The 21,672-nt window shown below is 73.2% G+C and carries 19 protein-coding genes; 11 read left to right on the top strand and 8 right to left on the bottom strand.

Going from position 1 to position 21,672, the window contains the following annotated elements:
- Positions 1 to 38: 38 nt before the first annotated feature.
- From ACIPK4_RS06815 to ACIPK4_RS06805, 3 genes are all read right to left on the bottom strand, one after another.
- Entirely contained in the window at positions 39 to 611 is a 573-nt protein-coding gene (locus ACIPK4_RS06815; RefSeq protein WP_376203822.1) for a SigE family RNA polymerase sigma factor, read from the bottom strand.
- Between the two features lie 173 nt (positions 612 to 784).
- Positions 785 to 1,726 (bottom strand): A/G-specific adenine glycosylase, encoded by a 942-nt coding sequence (locus tag ACIPK4_RS06810; protein WP_402309758.1) that lies wholly within the window; start codon positions 1,724 to 1,726, stop codon positions 785 to 787.
- Positions 1,727 to 1,749: 23 nt separating this feature from the next.
- Entirely contained in the window at positions 1,750 to 2,364 is a 615-nt protein-coding gene (locus ACIPK4_RS06805; protein WP_402309757.1) for a phosphatase PAP2 family protein, read from the bottom strand.
- Between the two features lie 169 nt (positions 2,365 to 2,533).
- Between ACIPK4_RS06805 and ACIPK4_RS06800 the strand changes: the two genes are divergently transcribed.
- A complete protein-coding gene (locus ACIPK4_RS06800) occupies positions 2,534 to 3,343 on the top strand; it encodes a hypothetical protein (RefSeq protein ID WP_402310606.1) in 810 nt (269 codons plus the stop codon).
- Between the two features lie 47 nt (positions 3,344 to 3,390).
- Here ACIPK4_RS06800 and disA read toward each other — a convergent pair whose 3' ends face one another.
- Both disA and radA read right to left on the bottom strand, forming a co-directional pair.
- Positions 3,391 to 4,515 carry a DNA integrity scanning diadenylate cyclase DisA gene (disA, locus tag ACIPK4_RS06795; RefSeq protein ID WP_054224220.1) on the bottom strand — a complete coding sequence of 375 codons (1,125 nt, stop codon included), beginning with the start codon at positions 4,513 to 4,515 and terminating at the stop codon, positions 3,391 to 3,393.
- 189 nt (positions 4,516 to 4,704) lie between these two features.
- The gene (radA, locus tag ACIPK4_RS06790) at positions 4,705 to 6,108 is read right to left on the bottom strand and encodes a DNA repair protein RadA (RefSeq protein ID WP_054224219.1); all 1,404 of its coding nucleotides are present in this window, start codon (positions 6,106 to 6,108) and stop codon (positions 4,705 to 4,707) included.
- A 474-nt stretch (positions 6,109 to 6,582) separates the two neighbouring features.
- Between radA and ACIPK4_RS06785 the strand changes: the two genes are divergently transcribed.
- Positions 6,583 to 8,418, top strand: a complete 1,836-nt coding sequence (locus tag ACIPK4_RS06785) for a hypothetical protein (protein ID WP_402309754.1) — start codon at positions 6,583 to 6,585, stop codon at positions 8,416 to 8,418.
- A 22-nt stretch (positions 8,419 to 8,440) separates the two neighbouring features.
- Here ACIPK4_RS06785 and ACIPK4_RS06780 read toward each other — a convergent pair whose 3' ends face one another.
- The gene (locus ACIPK4_RS06780; RefSeq protein WP_376203538.1) at positions 8,441 to 9,319 is read right to left on the bottom strand and encodes a hypothetical protein; all 879 of its coding nucleotides are present in this window, start codon (positions 9,317 to 9,319) and stop codon (positions 8,441 to 8,443) included.
- A 63-nt stretch (positions 9,320 to 9,382) separates the two neighbouring features.
- Here ACIPK4_RS06780 and ACIPK4_RS06775 point away from each other — a divergent pair, with 63 nt between their 5' ends.
- The 4 genes from ACIPK4_RS06775 to ilvD all read left to right on the top strand — a co-directional run bounded on the left by ACIPK4_RS06775 (position 9,383) and on the right by ilvD (position 13,896).
- Positions 9,383 to 10,312: a Ppx/GppA family phosphatase gene (locus tag ACIPK4_RS06775; protein ID WP_402309753.1), complete on the top strand. Its 930-nt coding sequence runs from the start codon at positions 9,383 to 9,385 to the stop codon at positions 10,310 to 10,312.
- Positions 10,313 to 10,461: 149 nt separating this feature from the next.
- Entirely contained in the window at positions 10,462 to 11,301 is an 840-nt protein-coding gene (locus tag ACIPK4_RS06770) for a sugar phosphate isomerase/epimerase (protein WP_054224215.1), read from the top strand.
- Entirely contained in the window at positions 11,298 to 11,915 is a 618-nt protein-coding gene (locus ACIPK4_RS06765) for a TetR family transcriptional regulator (RefSeq protein WP_054224214.1), read from the top strand. Before ACIPK4_RS06770 ends, ACIPK4_RS06765 begins: the two co-directional genes overlap by 4 nt.
- A 133-nt stretch (positions 11,916 to 12,048) precedes the next feature.
- The gene (gene ilvD, locus ACIPK4_RS06760; protein WP_054224213.1) at positions 12,049 to 13,896 is read left to right on the top strand and encodes a dihydroxy-acid dehydratase; all 1,848 of its coding nucleotides are present in this window, start codon (positions 12,049 to 12,051) and stop codon (positions 13,894 to 13,896) included.
- Positions 13,897 to 14,089: 193 nt separating this feature from the next.
- Here the strand turns inward: ilvD and ACIPK4_RS06755 are convergent, their stop codons facing one another.
- Positions 14,090 to 16,309: a serine/threonine-protein kinase gene (locus ACIPK4_RS06755; RefSeq protein ID WP_402309751.1), complete on the bottom strand. Its 2,220-nt coding sequence runs from the start codon at positions 16,307 to 16,309 to the stop codon at positions 14,090 to 14,092.
- Positions 16,310 to 16,416: 107 nt separating this feature from the next.
- Here ACIPK4_RS06755 and ACIPK4_RS06750 point away from each other — a divergent pair, with 107 nt between their 5' ends.
- The 5 genes from ACIPK4_RS06750 (at position 16,417) to proC (ending at position 19,961) form a co-directional block, all read left to right on the top strand.
- Positions 16,417 to 16,719: a peptidase gene (locus ACIPK4_RS06750; protein ID WP_402309750.1), complete on the top strand. Its 303-nt coding sequence runs from the start codon at positions 16,417 to 16,419 to the stop codon at positions 16,717 to 16,719.
- Positions 16,720 to 16,816: 97 nt separating this feature from the next.
- Complete coding sequence (locus ACIPK4_RS06745; protein ID WP_402309749.1) at positions 16,817 to 17,350, top strand: hypothetical protein; 534 nt, start codon at positions 16,817 to 16,819, stop codon at positions 17,348 to 17,350.
- Positions 17,351 to 17,406: 56 nt separating this feature from the next.
- Entirely contained in the window at positions 17,407 to 18,297 is an 891-nt protein-coding gene (locus tag ACIPK4_RS06740; RefSeq protein WP_402309748.1) for an ABC transporter ATP-binding protein, read from the top strand.
- Positions 18,294 to 19,049 carry an ABC transporter permease gene (locus tag ACIPK4_RS06735; protein ID WP_054224208.1) on the top strand — a complete coding sequence of 252 codons (756 nt, stop codon included), beginning with the start codon at positions 18,294 to 18,296 and terminating at the stop codon, positions 19,047 to 19,049. Before ACIPK4_RS06740 ends, ACIPK4_RS06735 begins: the two co-directional genes overlap by 4 nt.
- A gap of 102 nt (positions 19,050 to 19,151) precedes the next feature.
- On the top strand, positions 19,152 to 19,961 hold the full coding sequence (gene proC / locus ACIPK4_RS06730; protein WP_054224207.1) for a pyrroline-5-carboxylate reductase: 810 nt from the start codon (positions 19,152 to 19,154) through the stop codon (positions 19,959 to 19,961).
- Between the two features lie 81 nt (positions 19,962 to 20,042).
- Here proC and trpS read toward each other — a convergent pair whose 3' ends face one another.
- Entirely contained in the window at positions 20,043 to 21,044 is a 1,002-nt protein-coding gene (trpS, locus tag ACIPK4_RS06725; RefSeq protein WP_402309747.1) for a tryptophan--tRNA ligase, read from the bottom strand.
- Positions 21,045 to 21,672 lie beyond the last annotated feature (628 nt).

The raw sequence follows: 21,672 nt of genomic DNA, 5'->3' as shown, positions 1-21,672 counted from the left end.
CAGTACCAGCGAACTCCTGCCGCTCAGGCTTTGGCCATTCAGGCCGCGCACCGCTCACGCCCCTCGTACCGGATGGTGTGGTCAGCGCGGTGGTCACCGCGCTCCAGCGCGCGCATGTCCAGATCCCGGCTCTCCAGCTCCTGCCGGAGCCGGGCCAGTGCGCGGTGCAGGGTGCTCTTCACAGTACCCGCAGACATTCCGAGCGCGGCGGCGGTCTCCTCGGTGCTCATCTGCTCCCAGTGTCGCAGGACGACCACGCTGCGCTGCTTGGGCGCGAGGACCTTCAGGATGTCCATCAGCAGGGCGCGGTCGGCGCGCTGGTCGGTGCCGTCCTCGACGGAGGCGTCCGGGAGCTGCTCGGTCGGGACCTCCTCGAGCTTGCGGGCGCGCCACCACTCGGTCCGGGTGTTGATCATGACGCGGCGCATGTACGCGTCGGCCAGGGACTTGTCGGCGATGCCGTCCCAGCGGCCGTACGTGCGCACCAGCGCGGTCTGCAGGAGGTCCTGCGCGTCGGTGGGGTCCGGGACCAGGCGCCGGGCACTGCGCAGGAGCGCGTCCTGCCGAGTGCGTACGTACTCCTCGAATCCGAGTACCTCGCCGTGCGCCATCTCAGACCGCCTCCACCCGTCCAACCGCTCATCCCCGTGTCCTGCGAATCCGAAGGTACGGAGGGGTTGTCACGGGGTTGTGCGGGTGAGACTTCGGTGGGCGCACGGACACCCATAGGTTGTGTAACAGCGCCGTGAGCTGGGCTTTGACCGGCACAAGCGGAATCAGCGGCTCAGTTTGTGTCGGTGTCCGCGGCCGGACGGGCGGGGGCGCCCTGCGGCAGCCGGTACATCCCCGCGGCGAGCGGTTCGACCAGTCCGTCGGAGACCAGCCCGTCCAGCGCCCGGGCCCGCTGCACCGGCTCGTCCCACACGGTGTCCAGCACGGCCTGCGGAACCGGACCGACCGCATCGCGCAGCACCGCGAGGAGCTTCCCGCGCACCTGCCGGTCCGTCCCCGCGTACGTCTGTCCGCGCCGCGGCGGCCCGTCGTGGGCCGGCTTCCCGGCCAGCCGCCACGCGCACAGGCCGGCCACCGGGCAGCGCGCGCAGTCCGGGGACTTGGCCGTGCACACCAGGGCGCCCAGCTCCATCGAGGCCGCCGCCCAGCGCGCCGCGGTGCCCTCGTCGTCGGGCAGCAGGGCCCGGGCGAGGCGCCGTTCGGCCGCGGTCGTGGCGTTCGGCGGGTACTCGACGCCGGTCGTGGTGCGGGCGAACACCCGGCGCACGTTGGTGTCGAGCACGGCGTGCCGCTGCCCGTACGCGAACGAGGCCACGGCGGCCGCCGTGTACTCGCCGATCCCGGGCAGAGCGAGCAGCTGCGCGTGGTCCCGCGGTACGTCGCCGCCGTGCCGCTCCGTTATCGCCACGGCCGCGCCGTGCAGGCGCAGGGCCCGCCGGGGGTAACCGAGCCGTCCCCAGGCCCGTACGGCCTCGCCCGGGGCCTCGGCGGCCAGGTCCGAGGGGCGGGGCCACCGGGCGAGCCACTGCTCGTACACGGGAAGGACCCGGCTGACCGGGGTCTGCTGGAGCATGAACTCGCTGACCATGACCCCCCAGGGGCCGGCCTCGGGGCGGCGCCAGGGCAGGTCACGGGCGTGCTCGTCGAACCAGGCGATGACGGGGGAGTGCAGCGCGTGGGACACGTCGGGGGAAGGGCTGGTGGATGCAGTCATGGCAAACGGCATCCTGGCACGTTTCAGGGCCGCCGCGCGGGGCCCGGGCCGCAGAACCAGACAGCGCCGCGCCCTCCGCTCGCCCGCATGGCGGCAGTGATCGTACTGATCGGACCGGTGAGGGCGAGGACGGTGATCGCGGCGAGCGCACCGCCGACCAGCAGGCCCATCACCACGTCGTGCGGGTAGTGGACGCCCACGAAGACCCGGGAGTAGGCCATCAGCAGGGCGAGCGGGACGGTCAGCAGCGCCAGGCGGCGCACGGCGAAGGCCAGGGCGACGGCGGCGGCGCCCGCGATGACGGAGTGGTTGCTGGGGAACGACCAGTCACCGGGGGCCGGGCAGGCGACCAGCGAGGCCGCGGCCCCGGCAACGGCCCGGCACGGCCGCTCCTCGTGCACGGCGGACTTCACCACCTCGGAACCGACGTACGCGACGGCGGTGGCGAGCGGCGCGACGACGGCGAGGACGACGGGCCGCGCGCCGGTCATGGCGCGGGCGCGCCACCACACGGCTATGAAGAGCAGCCCGAAGAGCAACAGCCCGTACTCCGTCCAGACCTCGAACGCCGATTGCACCCAGCCGGGGGCGGAACGGGCGGAGTCGGTGATGTCGCGGTACAGGCCGGAGGTGTCCATGGTCACCGACCGTACTCAAACGCGATCAAGCCTGACGCCCGGCCCCTGTCCGAAACTCGACGGCGCGGGGCCCGTCCCCGAGATGATCATCGGCAAAACAAGCCGGTTGTGCGGCATGTGGGGCGCGGATCGGGCTCCGGACTCTCGTAAAGTTCCGTCCGTGGGATCTATGCGCAATCCGGTCGGGCCGCTCCCCTCCTCCATCTACTGGCGACGGAGGGCCGTGCTGGCGTCCGTCGTCGCGCTCCTCGCGCTCCTCGCCGTATGGACCGTCAGTTCCGGTGGCGGGAAGACGAGTACGAACGGCAAGGGAGAGAAGGGACCCGATCCCGTCGCCTCGATCACCCCGGGACCCTCGGGGACGGGTCCGGCGATCAGTCAGGCACCGGGCGGACGCGCGGAGTCGGGCGGCGGCGCGGGCAAGAACGGCGAACCGGGCGGCACTCCGGGCACCGGTACGGGTCCCGGTACGGGTTCCGGTTCCGGCGGCGCCGGGGCGGGAGCGGGCGGCGGCAGCGAAGCCGGCAGTGGTGCGGGCGGCGCCTCGGCCCAGGTCCCGGCGGACTCCCCGCTTCCCACGTGCGCCCCGAGCGGGCTGCAGTGGGAGGTCAAGAGCGTGAAGAACGAGTACGAGACGAGCGAGAAGCCCCGCCTCGAACTCGTCGCGCGCAACGTGTCCGGCACCACCTGCAAGGTCGGCCTCGGCCCCCGGCAGGCCGTCCTGACCATCCTTCAGGCGAGCACCAGCAAGGCCGTCTGGTCCTCGGCGGACTGCCCGTCGGGCGCGGCCAACGCGTTCTTCCGGGTGCCGGCGCAGGGCGAGACGAAGCAGTCGCTGGAGTGGGACCGGAAGTTCAGCGCGGCCGACCAGTGCCAGACGCCCCCCGCGGGGACCGCCGCTCCGGACACGTACGTGGTGGAGGTCAAGGCCCCGGGCATGCCGGTGGCCCGGACCTCGTTCGTCCTCAAGCAGGACTGAGCGGGCGGACGGAGCCGGGGCCGGGACTGCCGGGCCCTGGGCCCGGGTCAGACGTAGCGTTCGAGGATCGAGGACTCCGCCAGGCGGGACAGGCCCTCGCGGACGCTCCGCGCCCGCGCCTCGCCCACGCCGTCCACGGTCTGCAGGTCGTCCACCGACGCCGCCAGCAGCTTCTGCAGGCCGCCGAAGTGCTCCACCAGCCGCTCGATGATGGCCCCCGGCAGCCGCGGCACCTTCGCCAGCAGCCGGTAGCCCCGCGGGGACACCGCCGAGTCCAGCGTCTCGGGCGAGCCCGTGTACCCCAGTGCCCTGGCCACGATCCCGAGCTCCAGCAGTTCCGGATGCGTCAGCGCGTCCAGCGCCGGCAGCGCCTCCTCCACCGTGCGGGAGCGCTTCGCGGTCGGTTCCGGAACGTAGTCCCGGATGACCAGCTCCCGCTCCTGCTCGATCCCGACCGTCAGCTCGTCCAGCTGGAGCGACAGCAGTCGCCCGTCCGTGCCCAGCTCGACCACGTATTCAGCGATTTCCGTGGCAATGCGGCGGACCATTTCCAGCCGCTGCGCGACCGCCGTCACGTCGCGCACCGTGACCAGGTCCTCGATCTCCAGCGCGGACAGCGTCCCGGCGACCTCGTCGAGGCGCAGCTTGTACCTCTCCAGCGTGGCCAGCGCCTGGTTCGCCCGCGACAGGATCGCCCCGGACTCCTCCAGGACCCGGCGCTCGCCGTCCACGTACAGCGCGATCAGCCGCATCGACTGCGACACCGACACCACGGGGAACCCGCACTGCTTCGAGACGCGGTCCGCGGTGCGGTGACGGGTGCCCGTCTCCTCCGTCGGGATCGACGCGTCGGGCACCAGCTGGACGCCGGCCCGCAGGATCTTGGTGATGTCCTTGTCGAGGATCAGGGCGCCGTCGAGCTTGCACAGCTCGCGCAGCCGGGTCGCGGTGAACTCCACGTCCAGGACGAAACCGCCCGTGCACATCGCCTCGACGGCCTTGTCCATCCCGAGGACGATCAGGCCGCCGGTGTTGCCGCGGACGATCCGTTCCAGACCGTCGCGCAGGGGCTGACCAGGTGCGACCGCGCTCAGCGAAGTGCGCATCAACGCCTCGTGTTTGGAGCTCGCGCCGGACTTCCCGGGTGCTGCTGCCCCGTCCTTGGCTGCCACTGCACTCCTCCGGTCGCGGGTTGCGCCGCCTGCGTACGGCCGGGCGGACCAGCACAAAGTCTACCGGCGCACGCCGTGCGCCCGCCGTGGCTTGGTCAGGAGCGCCTGCGCGGACCCCCTTACGGGGCCCCTCACCAGCGGCTCCTTCCCGCGACCGGAGGCAGCCGCGCCCCCCGGGCCTGGCGCTCGCTACTCCTTGGCCGCCGCCCGCGACCTGCCGCGCGGCAGGACCCGCAGGGCGTCGCCCATGTCCGCCACCTCGGTGACCTTCATGCCGGCCGGCACCTTCCCCGGATCGGACGGCACCAGGGCGTGGGTGAAGCCGAGCCGGTGCGCCTCGGCGAGCCGCCGCTGTACGCCCGTCACCCGCCGCACCTCGCCCGCGAGGCCGACCTCGCCGATCGCCACCAGGTTCTTCGGCAGCGGCACGTCGCTCGCCGCCGAGGCCAGCGCCAGCGCGATCGCCAGGTCGGCGGCCGGCTCCGTCAGCTTCACCCCGCCCACGGTGGCGGAGTAGATGTCGCGCTTGCCGAGCGCGGTGATCCGGCCGCGCTGCTCCAGCACCGCCAGCATCATCGAGACGCGCGAGGTCTCCAGGCCCGAGGTGGTCCGCCGCGGCGAGGGGATCTGCGAGTCCACGGTCAGCGCCTGCACCTCGGCGACCAGCGGGCGCTTGCCCTCCAGCGTCACCGTCAGGCAGGTCCCGGGGACGGCCTCCGCGCGCCGGGTCAGGAACAGCCCGCTCGGGTCGGCGAGCCCCGTGATCCCCTCGTCGTGCAGTTCGAAGCAGCCGACCTCGTCGGTGGCCCCGTACCGGTTCTTCACGCCGCGCACCAGGCGCAGCCGCGCGTGCCGGTCGCCCTCGAAGCTGAGGACGACGTCCACCAGGTGCTCCAGCAGCCGGGGTCCGGCGATCGCCCCGTCCTTGGTGACGTGCCCGACCAGCAGCGTGGCCATCCCGCGCTCCTTCGAGGCGCGGATCAGCGCCCCGGCCACCTCCCGGACCTGGGCCATGCCGCCGGGCGCGCCGTCGATCTCGGGCGAGGCCACGGTCTGTACGGAGTCCAGGATCAGCAGCGAGGGCTGTACGGCGTCGAGGTGGCCCAGTACGGCGGACAGGTCGGTCTCGGCGGCGAGGAAGAGGTGGTCGTTCAGGGCGTTGATCCGGTCGGCCCGCAGCCTCACCTGGCTCGCCGACTCCTCGCCCGTGACGTACAGCGTGCGGTGCGCGTCACTGGCCGCCTTCGCCGCGACGTCCAGCAGCAGCGTCGACTTCCCGACGCCCGGCTCGCCGGCCAGCAGCACCACGGCGCCGGGCACGAGCCCGCCGCCGAGGACCCGGTCCAGCTCGTCCACGCCGGTGCTGCGGGCGGTCGCGGTCCGGCCGTCGACCTGCGCGATCGGGAGCGCGGGCGCCGAGACCCGGCCGGCGGCGGTCGTCCGTACGGCGGGCGCGCCGCCCATCTCCTCGACGGTTCCCCACGCCTGGCACTCGGGGCACCGGCCGAGCCATTTCGCGGTCGTCCAGCCGCACTCGGAGCAGCGGTAGGACGGCCGGTCCTTGGCGGATGAACGAGATGTACGGGCAGCCATGCCGCCCACGGTATCCGGCGCCTGTGACAGCGCCCGCGGCGCGGGACGGCCCCGGGGCGGTCCGGGGGCGGTCCGGGGCCGTCCCGCGCCGTTTCGCGCCGGCGGTGTGCACCCGTTGCCGGGCGCGGCGTCAGGGCCGCGGTCAGCACACGTTCGATCTGTTCACCCGTAAGGGCTAAAACAGCTGAAGGCTTCACGGCCCTCACCGACGTGCGGCCTACCTTCGCCAGGGTGAGCAGCAGCAACCAGGAGAGCCCCGCCCAGCGCACCGGCGCACACCGGGCGCACGGGCGCACGCTCCCCGAGGGCCCCAGAGGTCACAAGGGCCCCGAGGGACGCGGGGGCCCCGTCGGTCACGGAGGCCCCGAGGGACGCGGGGGCCCCGTGGGTCACGGAGGCCCTGTGGGTCATGGAGGTCCGATCGGTCACGGAGGCCTTGTGGTTCATGCGGGTTCGGTCGGTCACGGAGGCCCTGTGGGACACGGGGGGCCCGTCGGTCAGGGGGGCTCTGTCGGTCAGGGAGATCCCGCCGGTCAGGGTGGTCCCGGAGATCTCAAAGGTCCCGGCGGCGGAGGTCCCGGCGGCCGAGGTCCCGGCGGCAGCGATGCCGGCGGCCGCCACGGCGGCGGCGAGGGCCGCGGCGGCGACTCGGGTCCCGGAGGCCGGAAGGCTGAGCAGCAGCCGCAGCCCGGCCCGCCCCCCTTCCGCCACGAGCCGTACCTGGACGGCCTGTTCACCTACTGTCTGTCGGTCCTGTGCGACCACGACACCGCCACCGAGGTCCTCGCCGAGGTCCTGGCCCTCGCCGAGCGGTATCCCGGCCGCTGCCCCGACGAGGGGGACCGCCGGGCCTGGCTCTACGCCCTCGCCCGCTGGGCCTGTCTGCGGCGGCTGGCCGAGCATCGGCGGGCCCGGCAGGGAGCGCATTCCGCCCGGCGCACGCCGGAGCGCACGGACAGCGAGCACGCGCCCGAGGCGCACCGCGCCCCGGACGTGAGCGCCTACCGGCGCACCGAGCTGGCCCGGCTCGCCTGGCCCGAAGCCGCCGGCACCACACCCGCCCAGCGCGAAGCCCTCGAACTCGCCGTCCGCCACCGCCTCGGCGTCCCCGAGCTCGCCGCCGTCCTCGGCACGCCTCCCGCGACCGCCCGGGAACTGCTCGCGGGAGCCGCCTGTGAGGTGGAGCGGACCCGTGCGGCCCTCGCCGTCGTCGAGACCGGCAGCTGCCCCTCCGTATCCCGTCTCACCGGGGACGGACAGGTCCTGCTGTCCGCCACCCTGCGCGCCGAGCTCGTCCGGCACGTCGACGACTGCCCGCGCTGCCGCCGCGTCGCCGAACGCGTCGACGCCGCGGCCCCCTGGCCCGGCACCGGCGGCATCGACGCCGCCCTCCCGCTGGTCCCCGCCCCGCGCACCGCCGTCCGCGCGGCCATGCTCCGCTCCGGCGGCGGCCGGCGCCGCCGGCCGCCCGGCCCCCGCTTCGACCGCACCGGCTTCCCCATGGACCCCAGGGACCGCGCCGCCCGCCGCGACCGGCTGCGCGCCAGGGCCGTGACCACCACCGTCGTCGCCACCGTCGTCGCGGCCCCGGTCATCGCCCTCTGGGCGGCCTACCGGGGCGGACCGCCGACCGGTGAGCCCGTCGGCGCCGACGGCACCCGGATCTCCGCGAGCGAGTCCGAGGTCCCCCTGCCGCACCGCGACGGCGGCCCCCTGCGCGGCTACGAGAACACCGGCAACACCGCCCACACCACCGGCGAGCCCGGCTTCGCCGGGGGCAGCGCCGGCCCCGACACCCCGGACGTCTCCGTCGAGGTGATCAGCAGCGGGCCGCCCGCCGCCCCCGACCGGCCCGGGAGCCCCGGCCGGCTCTCCGTCGCCGCCTCCTCGCACGGGGCCACCACCATGCTCACGCTCACCGCGTCCGGCGACGCCCCGGTCGACTGGCAGCTCTGGTCCGACGCGCCCTGGCTGCGTGCGAGCCGCACCGCGGGCACGCTGACCCCGGGTGAGTCCGTCACCGTGTGGATCACCGTCGACACCGGAGCGCAGCCCGTCGGCGCCTGGTCCGCGCGGGTCGGCGTGGATCCCGGCGGAGCGGTCGTCTCCATCCAGGGCCGCGGTCGCCCCGTGCCCACCCCGACGGAACCCGCGCACCCGACGCCGACGCCGACGCCGACGCCCACTCCGACGTCGACCCCCACGCCGACGGAAACCCCCACGCCGACGCCCACCCCGACGCCGACCGCATCAGAAGGAACGATTTCCCCATCGGCGGAGCCGGGCCCGCAGGCGCCCGGGTCACCGTAGACGGGGCCCGCGACCGGGGCTCCTACGAGACCGGATCGGCGGGGTGCGGAGCCATCGGCAGCAGCGAGGAGAGCCGCGCCTCGCACAGCTTCACGAGGGCCTCGTACCCCTCCTTGCCCATCAGCTCGGTCAGCTCGGCGCGGTACGACACGTACACCGGCTCGCCGGCGCCGTGCGCGGACGTCGCCGACGTGCACCACCAGTGCAGGTCGTGGCCGCCCGGACCCCAGCCGCGCCGGTCGTACTCGCCGATCGACACCTGGAGCACCCGCGTGTCGTCGGGCCGGTCGATCCACTCGTACGTCCGCCGGATCGGCAGCTGCCAGCACACGTCCGGCTTCGTCTCCAGCGGCTCGCGCCCCTCGCGCAGCGCCAGGATGTGCAGCGAGCAGCCCGCCCCGGCGGGGAACCCCGGCCGGTTCAGGAAGATGCACGCGCCGTCCCAGCGGCGCGTCTGCTTCTCCCCGTCGTCGTCGTGCTGCGTCCACCCGGACTCGCTGCCGACGTCGTGGAACTCCCACAGCTCAGGTGTCAGCCGCGCCACGTGCTCCGCGACCCGCTTCTCGTCGTCCTCGTCGGAGAAGTGGGCGCCGAGCGTGCAGCAGCCGTCGGAGGCCCGACCGGCCTGGATGCCCTGGCAGCCGCTGCCGAAGATGCACGTCCAGCGGGAGGTCAGCCAGGTCAGGTCGCAGCGGAAGACCTGCTCGGCATCGGCGGGGTCCGGGAACTCCACCCAGGCCCGCGCGAAGTCGAGCCCCTTCTCGTCACCGGCGACCGGCGCCCCGGCCCGAGTGGCCTTGGGCTTCTTGGCCGTCTTGGGCTTCTCGGCCCTGCCGGCCTTCTCCGCCGGATCGGTCGCCTTGGTGGTCCTGGACTTGCTGGCCTTCTTCGTATTGGGCACAAACCCAAGCCTAAGGGCCCCTTACTCCACCCGTACTCCAGCCGCACAGTAGCGTTTCCTCCCATGAGACTCGGTGTCCTTGATGTGGGTTCCAACACGGTCCACCTGCTGGTGGTGGACGCGCACCCCGGCGCGCGCCCGCAGCCGGCGCACTCGCACAAGGTGGAACTGCGGCTGGCGGAGCTGCTCGACGAGGGCGGAGCGGTCACCCCCGAGGGCATAGAGCGCCTCATCTCGGTGATCGGCGAAGCCGCGCAGGCCGCCGAGGACAAGGGCTGCGAGGACGTGCTGCCCTTCGCGACCAGCGCCGTGCGCGAGGCCCCGAACGCGGACGAGGTCCTGGCGCGGGTCAAACTCGAAACCGGCGTCGACCTGCCCATCCTCAGCGGCGAGGACGAGGCGCGGCTGACCTTCCTCGCCGCCCGCCGCTGGTTCGGCTGGTCCGCGGGCAAGCTGCTCGTCCTCGACATCGGCGGCGGCTCGCTGGAGATCGCATACGGCATCGATGAGGACCCGGACGCGGCGGTCTCGCTGCCGCTCGGCGCGGGCCGCCTCACCTCGGGATGGCTCCCGGGCGACCCGCCGGACGCGGCGGACGTACGGGCCCTGCGCCGGCACGTGCGGGCCCAGATCGCCCGCACGGTCCGCGAATTCAGCCGCTTCGGGGCCCCGGACCACGTGGTGGCCACGTCGAAGACCTTCCGGCAGCTGGCCCGCATCGCGGGCGCGGCCCGCTCGGCCGACGGCCTGTACGTCCAGCGGGACCTCACCCGCAAGTCCCTGGAGGAGTGGGTCCCGCGCCTCGCGGCGATGACCACCGCGCAGCGGGCCGCCCTCCCGGGCGTCTCGGAAGGCCGCGCGGCCCAGCTCCTGGCCGGCGCCCTGGTCGCCGAAGGCGTGATGGACCTCTTCGGCGTGGACGCGCTCGAAATCTGCCCCTGGGCCCTGCGCGAGGGCGTCATCCTCCGCCGACTGGACCACCTGCCGTCGTAAGCGGTCGGGTCGGCGGGCCCTGCCGCCCGGGCGGGGCGGGTGCCGAGGGTGATCCGGCTCCTGCGCCCCGGCGGGTCCGTGCGGGCGGGCCGGTGCGGGCGTGGTGATCGTCACGGCGGGGGGCGGGGGTGGGCCCGTACTCTGTCCCCGTGGCAGAACCAGTCCGCATCCCGACCGCGAAAGTCGCCCTCTCCACTGCCTCCGTTTATCCGGAGTCGACGGCGACCGCCTTCGAGATCGCCGCGCGCCTCGGTTACGACGGCGTCGAGGTGATGGTGTGGACCGACCCGGTCAGCCAGGACGTCGATGCGCTGCGCCGGCTGTCGGACCGGTACCAGGTGCCGATCCTCGCCGTGCACGCGCCGTGCCTGCTGATCACGCAGCGGGTGTGGTCGACGGATCCGTGGACCAAGCTCCAGCGGGCGCAGGCCGCCGCCGAGCGGCTCGGGGCGTCCACCGTCGTCGTGCACCCGCCCTTCCGCTGGCAGCGCCAGTACGCGCGGGACTTCGTCAGCGGAATCTGGCGGATGGCCGACGAGACCGACGTGCGGTTCGCCGTCGAGAACATGTACCCGTGGCGGTACCGGGACCGCGAGATGCTGGCCTACGCCCCCGAGTGGGACGTGACGAAGGACGACTACCGGCACTTCACCGTCGACCTGTCCCACACCGCGACGGCCCGGACCGATGCCACCGAGATGATCGACCGGATGGGCGACCGGCTCGCGCACGTGCACCTCGCCGACGGGAACGGTTCGGCCAAGGACGAGCACCTGGTCCCGGGACGGGGGACGCAGCCGTGCGCCGAGTTGCTGGAGCGGCTCGCCGCCACGGCTTTCGACGGGCACGTCGTCATCGAGGTCAACACGCGCCGCGCCATGTCCTCCGCGGAGCGCGAGGCCGACCTCGCCGAGGCCCTGGCCTTCACCCGGCTCCACCTCGCGGCCGGCCCCGCCGCCGCCCCGGTCGTCAAGGCCCCCCGCCGGTGACGGAACCCGCCAAGCCGCGGCGCGGCCCCGGGCGTCCCCGCCACGACGAGGCCGTCGACGGCCCCGGCACGCAGGAGCGGATCCGGCTCGCCGCCCGCGAGGTGTTCGCGGAGCGCGGGTACGACAAGACGTCCGTCCGCGGCATCGCGAAGGTTGCCGGCGTGGACCCGGCGCTGGTGCACCACTACTTCGGGAGCAAGGACGACCTCTTCGCCGCCGCGATCGAGGTCACCATGGAGCCCGCCCTCGTCGTCCCCGCCATCGTGGGAGAGGGCCCCGAGGGCATCGGCGAGCGGCTGGCCAGGTATTTCCTCGGCATCTGGGAGAACCCGGCCTCCCGGGCACCCCTCCTCGCCGTCATACGCTCCGCCCTCACCCACGAGGCCGCGGCGGCGGTCCTGCGCCGGCTGATCCTGCGACGGGTCCTGGAGCGGGTCGCGGCCGACCTCAACGTCCCCGACCCCACCTTCCGCGCCGAACTCGCCGCCTCCCACATGATCGGCATCGCGCTCCTGCGGTACGTGGTCCAGGTCGAGCCCCTCGCGTCCGCGGACCCGGAGGCCATCGTCACCCTGGTGGCCCCCACCCTGCAGCGCTACCTGACCGAGGACTGAGCCCGGTGTCCCGGGATGCGGACAACGTGTCCGCATCCCGGGCCGGGGGCGTAGCCTCGTAACCGAGCCATATCCACAGTCGTACAGTCGCGGCAGGCGCCCCGCGCCACCGCACTCATGGGGAGTGAACCCGATGCCCGAGCTGAGGTCCCGCACCGTCACCCACGGCCGCAACATGGCGGGCGCACGCGCCCTTATGCGTGCGTCGGGCGTAGCGAGCGAGGACATCGGGAAGCCGATCATCGCGGTCGCCAACTCCTTCACGGAGTTCGTCCCCGGACACACGCACCTGGCCCCGGTCGGCCGCATCGTCTCCGACGCCATCCGCGCCGCGGGCGCGATCCCGCGCGAGTTCAACACGATCGCCGTCGACGACGGCATCGCCATGGGCCATGCCGGCATGCTGTACTCCCTGCCCTCCCGCGACCTCATCGCGGACAGCGTGGAGTACATGGTCGAGGCGCACTGCGCCGACGCCCTGATCTGCATCTCCAACTGCGACAAGATCACCCCCGGCATGCTGATGGCCGCCATGCGCCTCAACATCCCGGTCGTGTTCGTGTCCGGCGGCCCGATGGAGGCCGGCCAGGCGACCCTCGTCGACGGCACCGTCCGCAAGCTCGACCTGATCGACGCCATGGTCGACGCCTCCAACGAGAACGTCTCGGACGCGGACATCCTGCGCATCGAGGAGAACGCCTGCCCGACCTGCGGTTCCTGTAGTGGCATGTTCACCGCCAACTCGATGAACTGTCTCGCCGAGGCCATCGGCCTGGCCCTCCCCGGCAACGGCTCGGTCCTCGCCACGCACACCGCCCGCCGCGCCCTGTACGAGAACGCCGGCCGGACGGTCGTGGAGATCACCAAGCGGTACTACGAGGACGGGGACGAGTCCCTCCTGCCGCGCAACATCGCCACCCGCCAGGCCTTCGAGAACGCCATGGCCCTCGACATCGCCATGGGCGGCTCCACGAACACGATCCTGCACCTGCTGGCCGCCGCGCAGGAGGCGGGCCTGGACTACGACCTCACCGACATCGACGAGGTCTCGCGCCGCGTGCCGTGCCTGGCCAAGGTCGCGCCGAACGTGGCGCCGGGCGGCACGTACTACATGGAGGACGTCCACCGGGCCGGCGGCATCCCCGCCATCCTCGGCGAGCTGCACCGCGGCGGCCTCCTCAACAAGGACGTCACCACCGTCCACTCCAAGGGCCTGGAGGACTGGCTCGCGAAGTGGGACGCCCGCTCCGGAACGGCGTCGGAGGAGGCCATGGAGCTGTGGCACGCGGCCCCCGGCTGCAAGCGCTCCGCCACCGCCTTCTCCCAGTCCGAACGCTGGGAGACCCTCGACCTCGACGCCGAGGGCGGCTGCATCCGCTCGGTGCAGCACGCGTACTCCAAGGACGGCGGCCTCGCCGTCCTGCGCGGCAACATCGCCGCCGACGGCTGCGTCGTGAAGACCGCCGGCGTCGACGAGTCGATCTGGACCTTCGAGGGCCCGGCCGTCGTCTGCGAATCGCAGGACGAGGCCGTCGACAAGATCCTCCGCAAGGAGATCCAGCCGGGCGACGTCGTCGTCATCCGCTACGAGGGCCCGCGCGGCGGCCCCGGCATGCAGGAGATGCTCTACCCGACGTCCTTCCTGAAGGGCCGCGGCCTCGGCAAGGTCTGCGCCCTGGTGACGGACGGCCGTTTCTCCGGCGGCACCTCGGGCCTGTCCATCGGCCACGCCTCTCCGGAGGCCGCCTCGGGCGGCACCATCGCCGTCGTGGAGGACGGCGACCGGATCCGGATCGACATCCCGAACCGCTCGATCGAGCTCCTGGTGGACGAGGCCACGCTGGCCGCCCGCCACGAGGCGCTGGGCGGCGTCTACGCCCCGAAGAACCGCGAGCGCAAGGTCTCGGCGGCCCTGCGGGCCTACGCGGCGATGGCCACGAGCGCCGACAAGGGCGCGGTCCGCGACGTCAGCCGTCTCTGACACCCCGGTCCGCGGGCGCGCCGGACCCCGTCCGGGCGCCGGCGGCGCGCACCACCGCGAACCCCCGCCGGGTCTCCGGGCGGGGGTTCGCCGCGTTCGGCCGCAGCGTCGCCCGCAGCTTCGGCGCATCCGGCTCGCTGCCGGGCCGTACGGTCGCCACCGCGCCGCGGGGACCCGTACGCCGCCCCGCGGACTACCAGGCCGACGGGTTCGTGGCGTCCGCGGCGAAGACCGAGCCGTCCGGGGCCGAGGCGTAGATGCGGCCGGCGGCGGCCACCGGTGACGGGAGGGACGCCGTGAACGTGTTCGGGGCGGAGGCCATCCGCGGTCTGGTCTGGCCGGCCGGGCGGCCGGATCCCGCGTCGACCGCCAGGAGCCGGCCGTCCGGGGCCGTCAGGTAGACCCGCCCGTCGGCGAACACCGGCCGGGACGCGACCGCCAGGCCCGTCTCCAGCCGCCACTCCTCCCGGGCCGCGCCGATCGCCGCCAGCCCGCCCGAGGCGCCGAACGCGTACACCACCCCGTCCGGGCCCACCGACGCCTGAGCCTGGTAGAGCGGCGTCGCCAGCTGCACCCTCTTCACGGCACGCGTGCCCAGATCCACCCGCACGACCGCGTCCGTCTTCATCTGCACGTCGCTGTCCAGCAGGTAGATCCCGCCCTGCGCCACGCCGACCGGCTTGAGCAGTCCGGCGGTCCGCAGCTGCCAGCGGGCCGCGCCGTTCGCCGGGTCCACCGCCGTGAGCTGCGTCGCCCTGCCGTCGCCGTCCGGCGTCGACACGTACACCGCCGGGACCTGCCCGCCGGTCTCCTCCGGGCCGCTCCACCAGACGGAGCCGACGCCGCCGATCTGCTTCGTCCAGCGCGGGGCTCCGGTCGCCGCGTCCAGCGCGGTGACGTCCCCGTTCGCCGCGACGGCCAGCACCAGCGCCCCGGCGGGGACGACGTGCGCGCCGCCGGGCAGGCTGCGCCGCCAGCGCTCCCCACCCGTGGCCGGGTCCCGGGCCTGGAGCAGTTCGCTGCCCTGCGCCACCGCGAGGACGAGCCCGCCCGCGTACAGCGGGGCGTCCTTCGCGGTCCGGGTGCCCGCGGGGGTGTTCGCCGGGACGGACCACATCACCGACCCGTCGGCCGGGCTGAGCCGGGCCGCGGCCAGTCCCGCACCCGAGCAGTACAGGGCCGCGCCCTGCCAGGAGCAGGCAACGGTCGACTGCCCCTGCCCCTGCCCCTGCCCCTGCCCCTGGCCTTGCCCGTGACCGCCGCCCAGCGGGACCGCCCACGGCACGAACGGCTCCGCTGACGGCGCGACGTGGCCGGACCGCTCCGCGGCGAGCCGTCCCGCGTCACCGCCGCCGTCCGACCCGAACGCCAGGTATCCGCCGGTCGCGGCGACGGCCAGCAGCAGTCCGAGCCCCGCCGCCGCGAACACCGGCCTGCGCCGCCCCGTGTCCCGGCCCGCGCCCCGGCCCGTGCCCCGGCCCGCGCCGCCGGGCGCGACCCGGTCCCGCCGGTGGGTGGGCTCCTCGGTCCGGACCGCCGGCCTCGCCCCGAGCGGTGTCCGCGGCTGCGGGATGAAGCTCTGCGTGTCCTCGGAGGTCGGGTACGCCACCGCCCGCATCTCCGCGATCAGCTGCTCCGCGGTGGGCCGGTCCGCCGGTTCCTTCGCCAGGCACCGCGCGACGAGCGGGACGAGCTGATCCGGCAGCCCGGTCAGGTCGGGCTCGCTGTGCACCACCTGGTACGCCACGAGGTAGTGGCTGTCGGAGTCGAACGGTCCGTGCCCCGTCGCCGCATGGACGAGCACGGCCCCCAGGGCGAAGACGTCCGCGGCCGTCCCGACCTCCCGCGGCCGCTGGAACTGCTCCGGCGCCATGTACGGCGGCGTCCCGATCAGCTTTCCGGTCTCGGTCCGCAGATCGCTGTCCGCCGGCCGCGAGATGCCGAAGTCGATGACCCGCACCCCGTCCGGGGCCATCAGCACGTTGCTGGGCTTGAGGTCCCGGTGGACGACGCCCGCCCGGTGGATGTCCCGCAGGGCCTCCGCCAGTCCGGCGGCGAGCCGGGCCAGTTCCGGCGGGTCCAGCACCCGCTCCCGTACGCGCTCGGACAGCGTCGGGGCGTCGATGAACAGGGTGGCCATCCACGGCCGTTCGGCATCCGGATCGGCGTCCACGACGGGCGCGGTGAACGCCCCGCTCACGCGCCGGGCGGCGGTGACCTCCTGCCGGAAGCGGGCCCGGAACTCCGGGTCGACCGCATGCTCGGCATGCACGATCTTGACGGCGAGTTTCAGCCCCGATCCGGAGGTGGCCAGATGGACCACGCCCATGCCTCCGGAACCGAGCACCGATTCGAGTCGGTACTGCCCGGCGTACTCCGGAAAGCCCACGTAGTCCGCGCGCAGCGAATGCACCGCTCACCACCCCCGCCGGAGCCTAGTCGATGTGCCGTACGAATCTCCAAGGGTCCTGCTACCCTGCGCGAGTTGCGCACGGCAACACCCACGGGGGGAGATTTCGCATGTCGGTGGAGAACGATTCCAGCCAAGTCCAGAGCGTCGCCTCGGGCTCCGGATTCCCGACGTTTCCGGTCGCGCCGGGCTACCGGGTGAACGTCCGCAGCGGCCCCGGCACCAACTACTCGATCGTGAGCGTCCTGCCGTACGGCGCGTCCGTCGGCATCCGCTGCCAGTGCGAGGGCACCAACGTCTCGGGCCCGTACGGCACGACCGACATCTGGGACTGCATCGGCAACGGCGAGTTCGTCTCCGACGCGTACGTGAAGACCGGCAGCGACGGTTACGTCGCCTCTCGCTGCGGCTGACACCGCCCGCGGCGGCCGTGCCCGGCCGGGCGCACCGACCCGTCTGACCCATGAGACGACCCGGGCGCGGCGGCCCCGGCGGGGGATAATCGCCGGTGTGAGCGACGACGACCAGCGAGACCAGACCCCCGCCGAGCCCGCCGCACGGCCCGCTGCGGCCGCCGGGCCCCAGCCCGAGCCGATCAAGTTCTTCGGCACCACCTGGGTGAACCACGACGGCACGTACGCCCTGCGCCGCGTCGGCATGGCCGCCGCATCGCTCGTCACCGCCGTGGCCGCGGCCATGCTGCTCCGCCTCTCCTACGAGGGCCTGGAGATCGGCAACGTCGGCCCGTTCCTCAGCATCTCCGTCGTCGTCCTCTTCGCGATCGCCAGCTCCATCGCCTTCGCCAAGACCTGGGACTCCTTCAAGCGGCGTCCCGCCCCGTCGTCCGACGAGGCCGCCCTCAAGGGCCTGAAGACGATCGGTTTCATCGGCTCCCTCATCGCGTACTTCCTGCGCTGTTTCGCCGAGGCTCCGGGCGAACAGCTCCGCCGCGCCGAGTACGAGCGCGCCACCGCCGAATTCGCCCGCCGCCGCAGCACCCGTACGGGCAACCCGGCCGCGCGCCGCCCCAAGCGGAAGAAGTAGTCCTCGTCCCTCCCGGTGATTGACGCCCTGGCACCGCCAGGAGCATTATTCATCACATGATGAATAATCGAGAGCGAGAGACGGCGGCCACCACCGCCGTGCACGCCCGCGGCCTCACCGTCCGCCGCGGCACCGGCCGCACCCCCCGCACCGTCATCGACGGCATCGCCTTCGACGTCCCCCGCGGCCGCATCACCGGCCTCCTCGGCCCCTCCGGCTGCGGCAAGTCCACCCTCATGCGCTCCGTCGTCGGCACCCAGGCCCACGTCACCGGCACCCTCGAAGTCCTCGGCCGCCCGGCCGGCCACCCCGAGCTCCGCTCCCGCATCGGCTACGTCACCCAGGCACCCTCCGTCTACGACGACCTCACCGTTCGGCAGAACCTCGACTACTTCGCCGCCGTCCTCGACCCTTCCCCTCGCTTCGCTGGGAAGACCCTGCGCCGCGCCGCCGCCGACCGCCGCCGCGACACCGTCACCCGCGCCATCGCCGACGTCGACCTCACCACCCACGCCGGCGCACTCGCCGGCAACCTCTCCGGCGGCCAGCGCAACCGGGTCTCCCTCGCCGTCGCACTCCTCGGCACCCCGGAGCTCCTCGTCCTCGACGAACCGACCGTCGGCCTCGACCCCGTCCTGCGCCGCGACCTGTGGAACCTGTTCCACGACATCGCCGCCACCCGCGGCACCACGATCCTTGTCTCCTCACACGTCATGGACGAGGCCGAGCGCTGCCACGACCTGCTCCTCATGCGCGAGGGCCGCATCCTCGCCCAGGACACCCCCGACGCACTGCGCACCCGTACCCGGTCCGCCACCGTCGAAGAGGGCTTCCTCCGTCTCGTCGACGAGGCCAACGCCAACGCCCGCGCCGACGCCAACGCCGACGCCGGCGTCCACATCAACGCCCCCACAGCCCCCGCCGCAGTCCAGGAGCAGAACCGATGACCGCCACCACCGCCCTCAGCGGCGCCCGCACCGCCGCCACCGCCGCCCGCGTCCTGCGCCAGCTGCGCCACGACCCGCGCTCCATCGCACTGATGCTGCTGGTCCCCGTACTGATGCTGACGCTGCTGCGCTTCGTCTTCGACGGGAGCCCGCGCACCTTCGACAGCATCGGGGCGTCCCTCCTCGGGATCTTCCCCCTCATCACCATGTTCCTGGTGACCTCGATCGCCACCCTGCGCGAGCGCACCTCCGGCACCCTCGAACGCCTCCTCGCCATGCCCCTGGGCAAGGGCGACCTGATCGGCGGCTACGCCCTCGCCTTCGGCGCCGTCGCCGTCGTCCAGTCCCTCCTCGCCACCGGCCTGGCCCTGTGGCTCCTCGGCCTCGACATCGTCGGCTCGCCCTGGCTGCTCCTGCTCGTCGCGCTCCTCGACGCGCTGCTCGGCACCGCCCTCGGCCTGTTCGTCTCCGCCTTCGCCGCCAGCGAGTTCCAGGCCGTCCAGTTCATGCCGGCCGTGATCTTCCCCCAGCTCCTGCTCTGCGGGCTCTTCGCCGCCCGCGACACCATGCAGCCCGTACTCGAAGGCATCTCGAACGCGCTGCCCATGTCCTACGCCGTCGACGGAATGACCCAGGTCCTCACCCACACCGACATGACCGCCGACTTCGTCCGCGACGCGGTGATCGTCGCCGCCTGCGCCCTGCTCGTCCTCGCCCTCGGCGCGGCCACCCTCCGGCGCCGCACCCCCTGACCGCGGAGCGACCACGGAGCGGACACCCCCTCGTCACGGCGCCCCCGGGTGCAAGGATGAGGACGTACGTCCTGAAGGTTCGTTCGGCGAGGTGAATCGGGCATGACCCAGACAGTCGCAGTCCTCGGTACCGGCAAGATCGGCGAGGCGCTGCTCAGCGGGATGATCCGGGGCGGCTGGCCCGCCTCCAAACTCCTCGTCACCGCCCGCCGTCCCGAGCGCGCCGAGGAGCTCCGCTCCCGATACGGCGTCGAGGCCGTCAGCAACGCGGAGGCCGCCAAGCGCGCGGACACCCTCATCCTCACGGTCAAGCCGCAGGACATGGGCAAGCTCCTGGAGGAGCTCGCCCCGCACGTGCCCGCCGACCGCCTGGTCATCAGCGGCGCCGCCGGCATCCCCACCTCCTTCTTCGAGGAGCGGCTCGCCCACGGCACCCCCGTCGTCCGCGTCATGACGAACACCCCCGCCCTCGTCGACGAGGCCATGTCCGTCATCTCGGCCGGCAGCCACGCCACCGCGGGGCACCTCGCCCACACCGAGGAGATCTTCGGCGGCGTCGGCAAGACCCTGCGCGTGCCCGAGTCCCAGCAGGACGCGGCCACCGCCCTCTCGGGCTCCGGACCCGCCTACTTCTACTTCCTCGTCGAGGCGATGACCGACGCCGGCATCCTCCTCGGCCTGCCCCGCGCCCAGGCCCACGACCTGATCGTGCAGGCTGCGATCGGCGCCGCGGTGATGCTCCGCGACAGCGGTGAACACCCGGTCAAACTCCGCGAGGCCGTCACCTCCCCGGCCGGCACCACCATCAACGCGATCGTCGAACTCGAACGCCACGGCGTACGGGCCGCCCTGATCGCAGCCCTCGAAGCGGCCCGTGACCGCAGCCGCGAACTCGCCTCCGGCAACAGCTGACCCGGCCACGGCCATAGCCACGGCCGCGGCCCGAACGCAGGTGCGGGACGTGGCCGGGCCGGGCCGCGGGCCGGTCACGCTTCAGGGCGCCAGCAGCCCGATCGCCCGATAGGCCCGGTCCACATACGGCCGCGCCAGTGCCCGCGCCCGCCCGGCCCCCTCCCGCAGCACCTTCTCCACCGCCGCCGGATCGGCCGCCAGCTCGGCATGCCGCTCCCGCACCGGCCGCAGCACCTCCACCACCGCGTCGGCGACGTCCCGCTTGAGGGCCCCGTACCCGCCGTACCCGTCCGCGAGTACGGCCGGCTCCCCGCCGGTGCAGGCCGCCAGCACGTCCAGCAGGTTCGCCACCCCCGGTCGCGCCTCCCGGTCGTAGACGACCCCGCCGTCCCCGCTGTCGGTCACGGCACGCATGACCTTCTTCCGGATCACCTCCGGCTCGTCCAGCATGAACACCACCCCGGGCCCCGCCCCGCCGGACTTCCCCATCTTCGACGTCGGGTCCTGGAGGTCCATGACCCGCGCCGCCACCTTCGGCAGCGTCACCTTGGGCACCGTGAACGTGTGCCCGTACCGCTGGTTGAACCGCACCGCCAGATCCCGGGCCAGCTCCACGTGCTGCCGCTGGTCCTCACCCACGGGGACCTCCTCCGTCCCGTACGCCAGGATGTCGGCGGCCATGAGCACCGGATACGTCAGCAGCGACAGCCGCACGCTCTCCCCGGTCCTCTGTGCCCGGGCCGACTTCTCCTTGTACTGGACCATCCGCCGCAGTTCCCCGTCGGCGGCGGTGCACTCCAGTACGTACGACAGCCGGGTGTGCTCGTCGACGTGGCTCTGCATGAACAGGGTGCACTTCTCCGGGTCCAGCCCGGAAGCGAGGAACAGGGTGGCGACTTGCCTGCTCAGCCGGCGCACTCGGGCCGGATCGTGCTCGACGGTCAGTGCGTGCAGGTCGACGACGCAGAACAGCGCCTCGTCCGGCTCCTGGTCGGCGGCGACCCACTGCCGGATGGCCCCCAGGTAGTTCCCCAGGGTCAGGTGCCCGGTCGGCTTGATGCCGCTGAAGATCCTCGTCGTCATGTCATGTCTCTCTGTTCGTGGCTGGTGTGGGGACCGCCGCGGCGGGCGACCGAGCCACTCCCGGGAGGGAGAAACAGAAACGGCCGCCGTAGCGGCGGCCGTGAGCGCATGCGTGCTCGCGTGGAAGGTCGGCCGCCGTCAGGCGGCCCACCAGCAAAGGCTGAGCGTGAGCGCATGCGTAGTCATGGGCCACAGGCTAGCTCTTCCGGTGACCCCTGTCCTGGAGTTGACACACGAGTGCGGGATCCGTAAGGTTCTTCGAGTTGTCCGACGTGAGCGCCGACTCCGGTCGGTCCCCGGACAGCCATCCCGCACCTACACATTCGAACGAACGACTTACTCTGTCGGCTCGTTTTCATGCGTATTTGCGAATGAGGAATCCGTGTCCGAGGACGCAGCCGCCGATTAGGTTCGGGGGCGAGGAATCCGCTACTGTCTCACTCGCCGCAAGGGCCAACAACCCAAGCGGCGGAACCCGCTGACTGGGAGTCAGGCCCGAAAGGATCTGATAGAGTCGGAATCGCCGGAAAGGGAAACGCGAAAGCGAGGACCTGGAAAGCGAAACCCGCTTCGACCGGGAATCGGACACGAAAGAGTCTGATAGAGTCGGAAACGCAAGAAAGAAGAA

The sequence above is a fragment of the Streptomyces sp. NPDC086989 genome (genome assembly GCF_044745505.1).
Taxonomy (GTDB): Bacteria; Actinomycetota; Actinomycetes; order Streptomycetales; family Streptomycetaceae; genus Streptomyces.
Note: the sequence above shows the minus strand (reverse complement) of the source record. Positions and strands in the feature narration are given on the sequence as shown.

What these genes read in the sequence shown, in the direction of transcription:
- ACIPK4_RS06815 (WP_376203822.1), bottom strand. Translation starts at nt 611, where the DNA reads ATGGCGCACGGCGAGGTACTCGGATTCGAGGAGTACGTACGCACTCGG.
- ACIPK4_RS06810 (WP_402309758.1), bottom strand. Translation starts at nt 1,726, where the DNA reads ATGACTGCATCCACCAGCCCTTCCCCCGACGTGTCCCACGCGCTGCAC.
- ACIPK4_RS06805 (WP_402309757.1), bottom strand. Translation starts at nt 2,364, where the DNA reads ATGGACACCTCCGGCCTGTACCGCGACATCACCGACTCCGCCCGTTCC.
- ACIPK4_RS06800 (WP_402310606.1), top strand. Translation starts at nt 2,534, where the DNA reads ATGCGCAATCCGGTCGGGCCGCTCCCCTCCTCCATCTACTGGCGACGG.
- radA (WP_054224219.1), bottom strand. Translation starts at nt 6,108, where the DNA reads ATGGCTGCCCGTACATCTCGTTCATCCGCCAAGGACCGGCCGTCCTAC.
- ACIPK4_RS06775 (WP_402309753.1), top strand. Translation starts at nt 9,383, where the DNA reads ATGAGACTCGGTGTCCTTGATGTGGGTTCCAACACGGTCCACCTGCTG.
- ilvD (WP_054224213.1), top strand. Translation starts at nt 12,049, where the DNA reads ATGCCCGAGCTGAGGTCCCGCACCGTCACCCACGGCCGCAACATGGCG.
- ACIPK4_RS06750 (WP_402309750.1), top strand. Translation starts at nt 16,417, where the DNA reads ATGTCGGTGGAGAACGATTCCAGCCAAGTCCAGAGCGTCGCCTCGGGC.
- ACIPK4_RS06740 (WP_402309748.1), top strand. Translation starts at nt 17,407, where the DNA reads ATGATGAATAATCGAGAGCGAGAGACGGCGGCCACCACCGCCGTGCAC.
- ACIPK4_RS06735 (WP_054224208.1), top strand. Translation starts at nt 18,294, where the DNA reads ATGACCGCCACCACCGCCCTCAGCGGCGCCCGCACCGCCGCCACCGCC.
- proC (WP_054224207.1), top strand. Translation starts at nt 19,152, where the DNA reads ATGACCCAGACAGTCGCAGTCCTCGGTACCGGCAAGATCGGCGAGGCG.
- trpS (WP_402309747.1), bottom strand. Translation starts at nt 21,044, where the DNA reads ATGACGACGAGGATCTTCAGCGGCATCAAGCCGACCGGGCACCTGACC.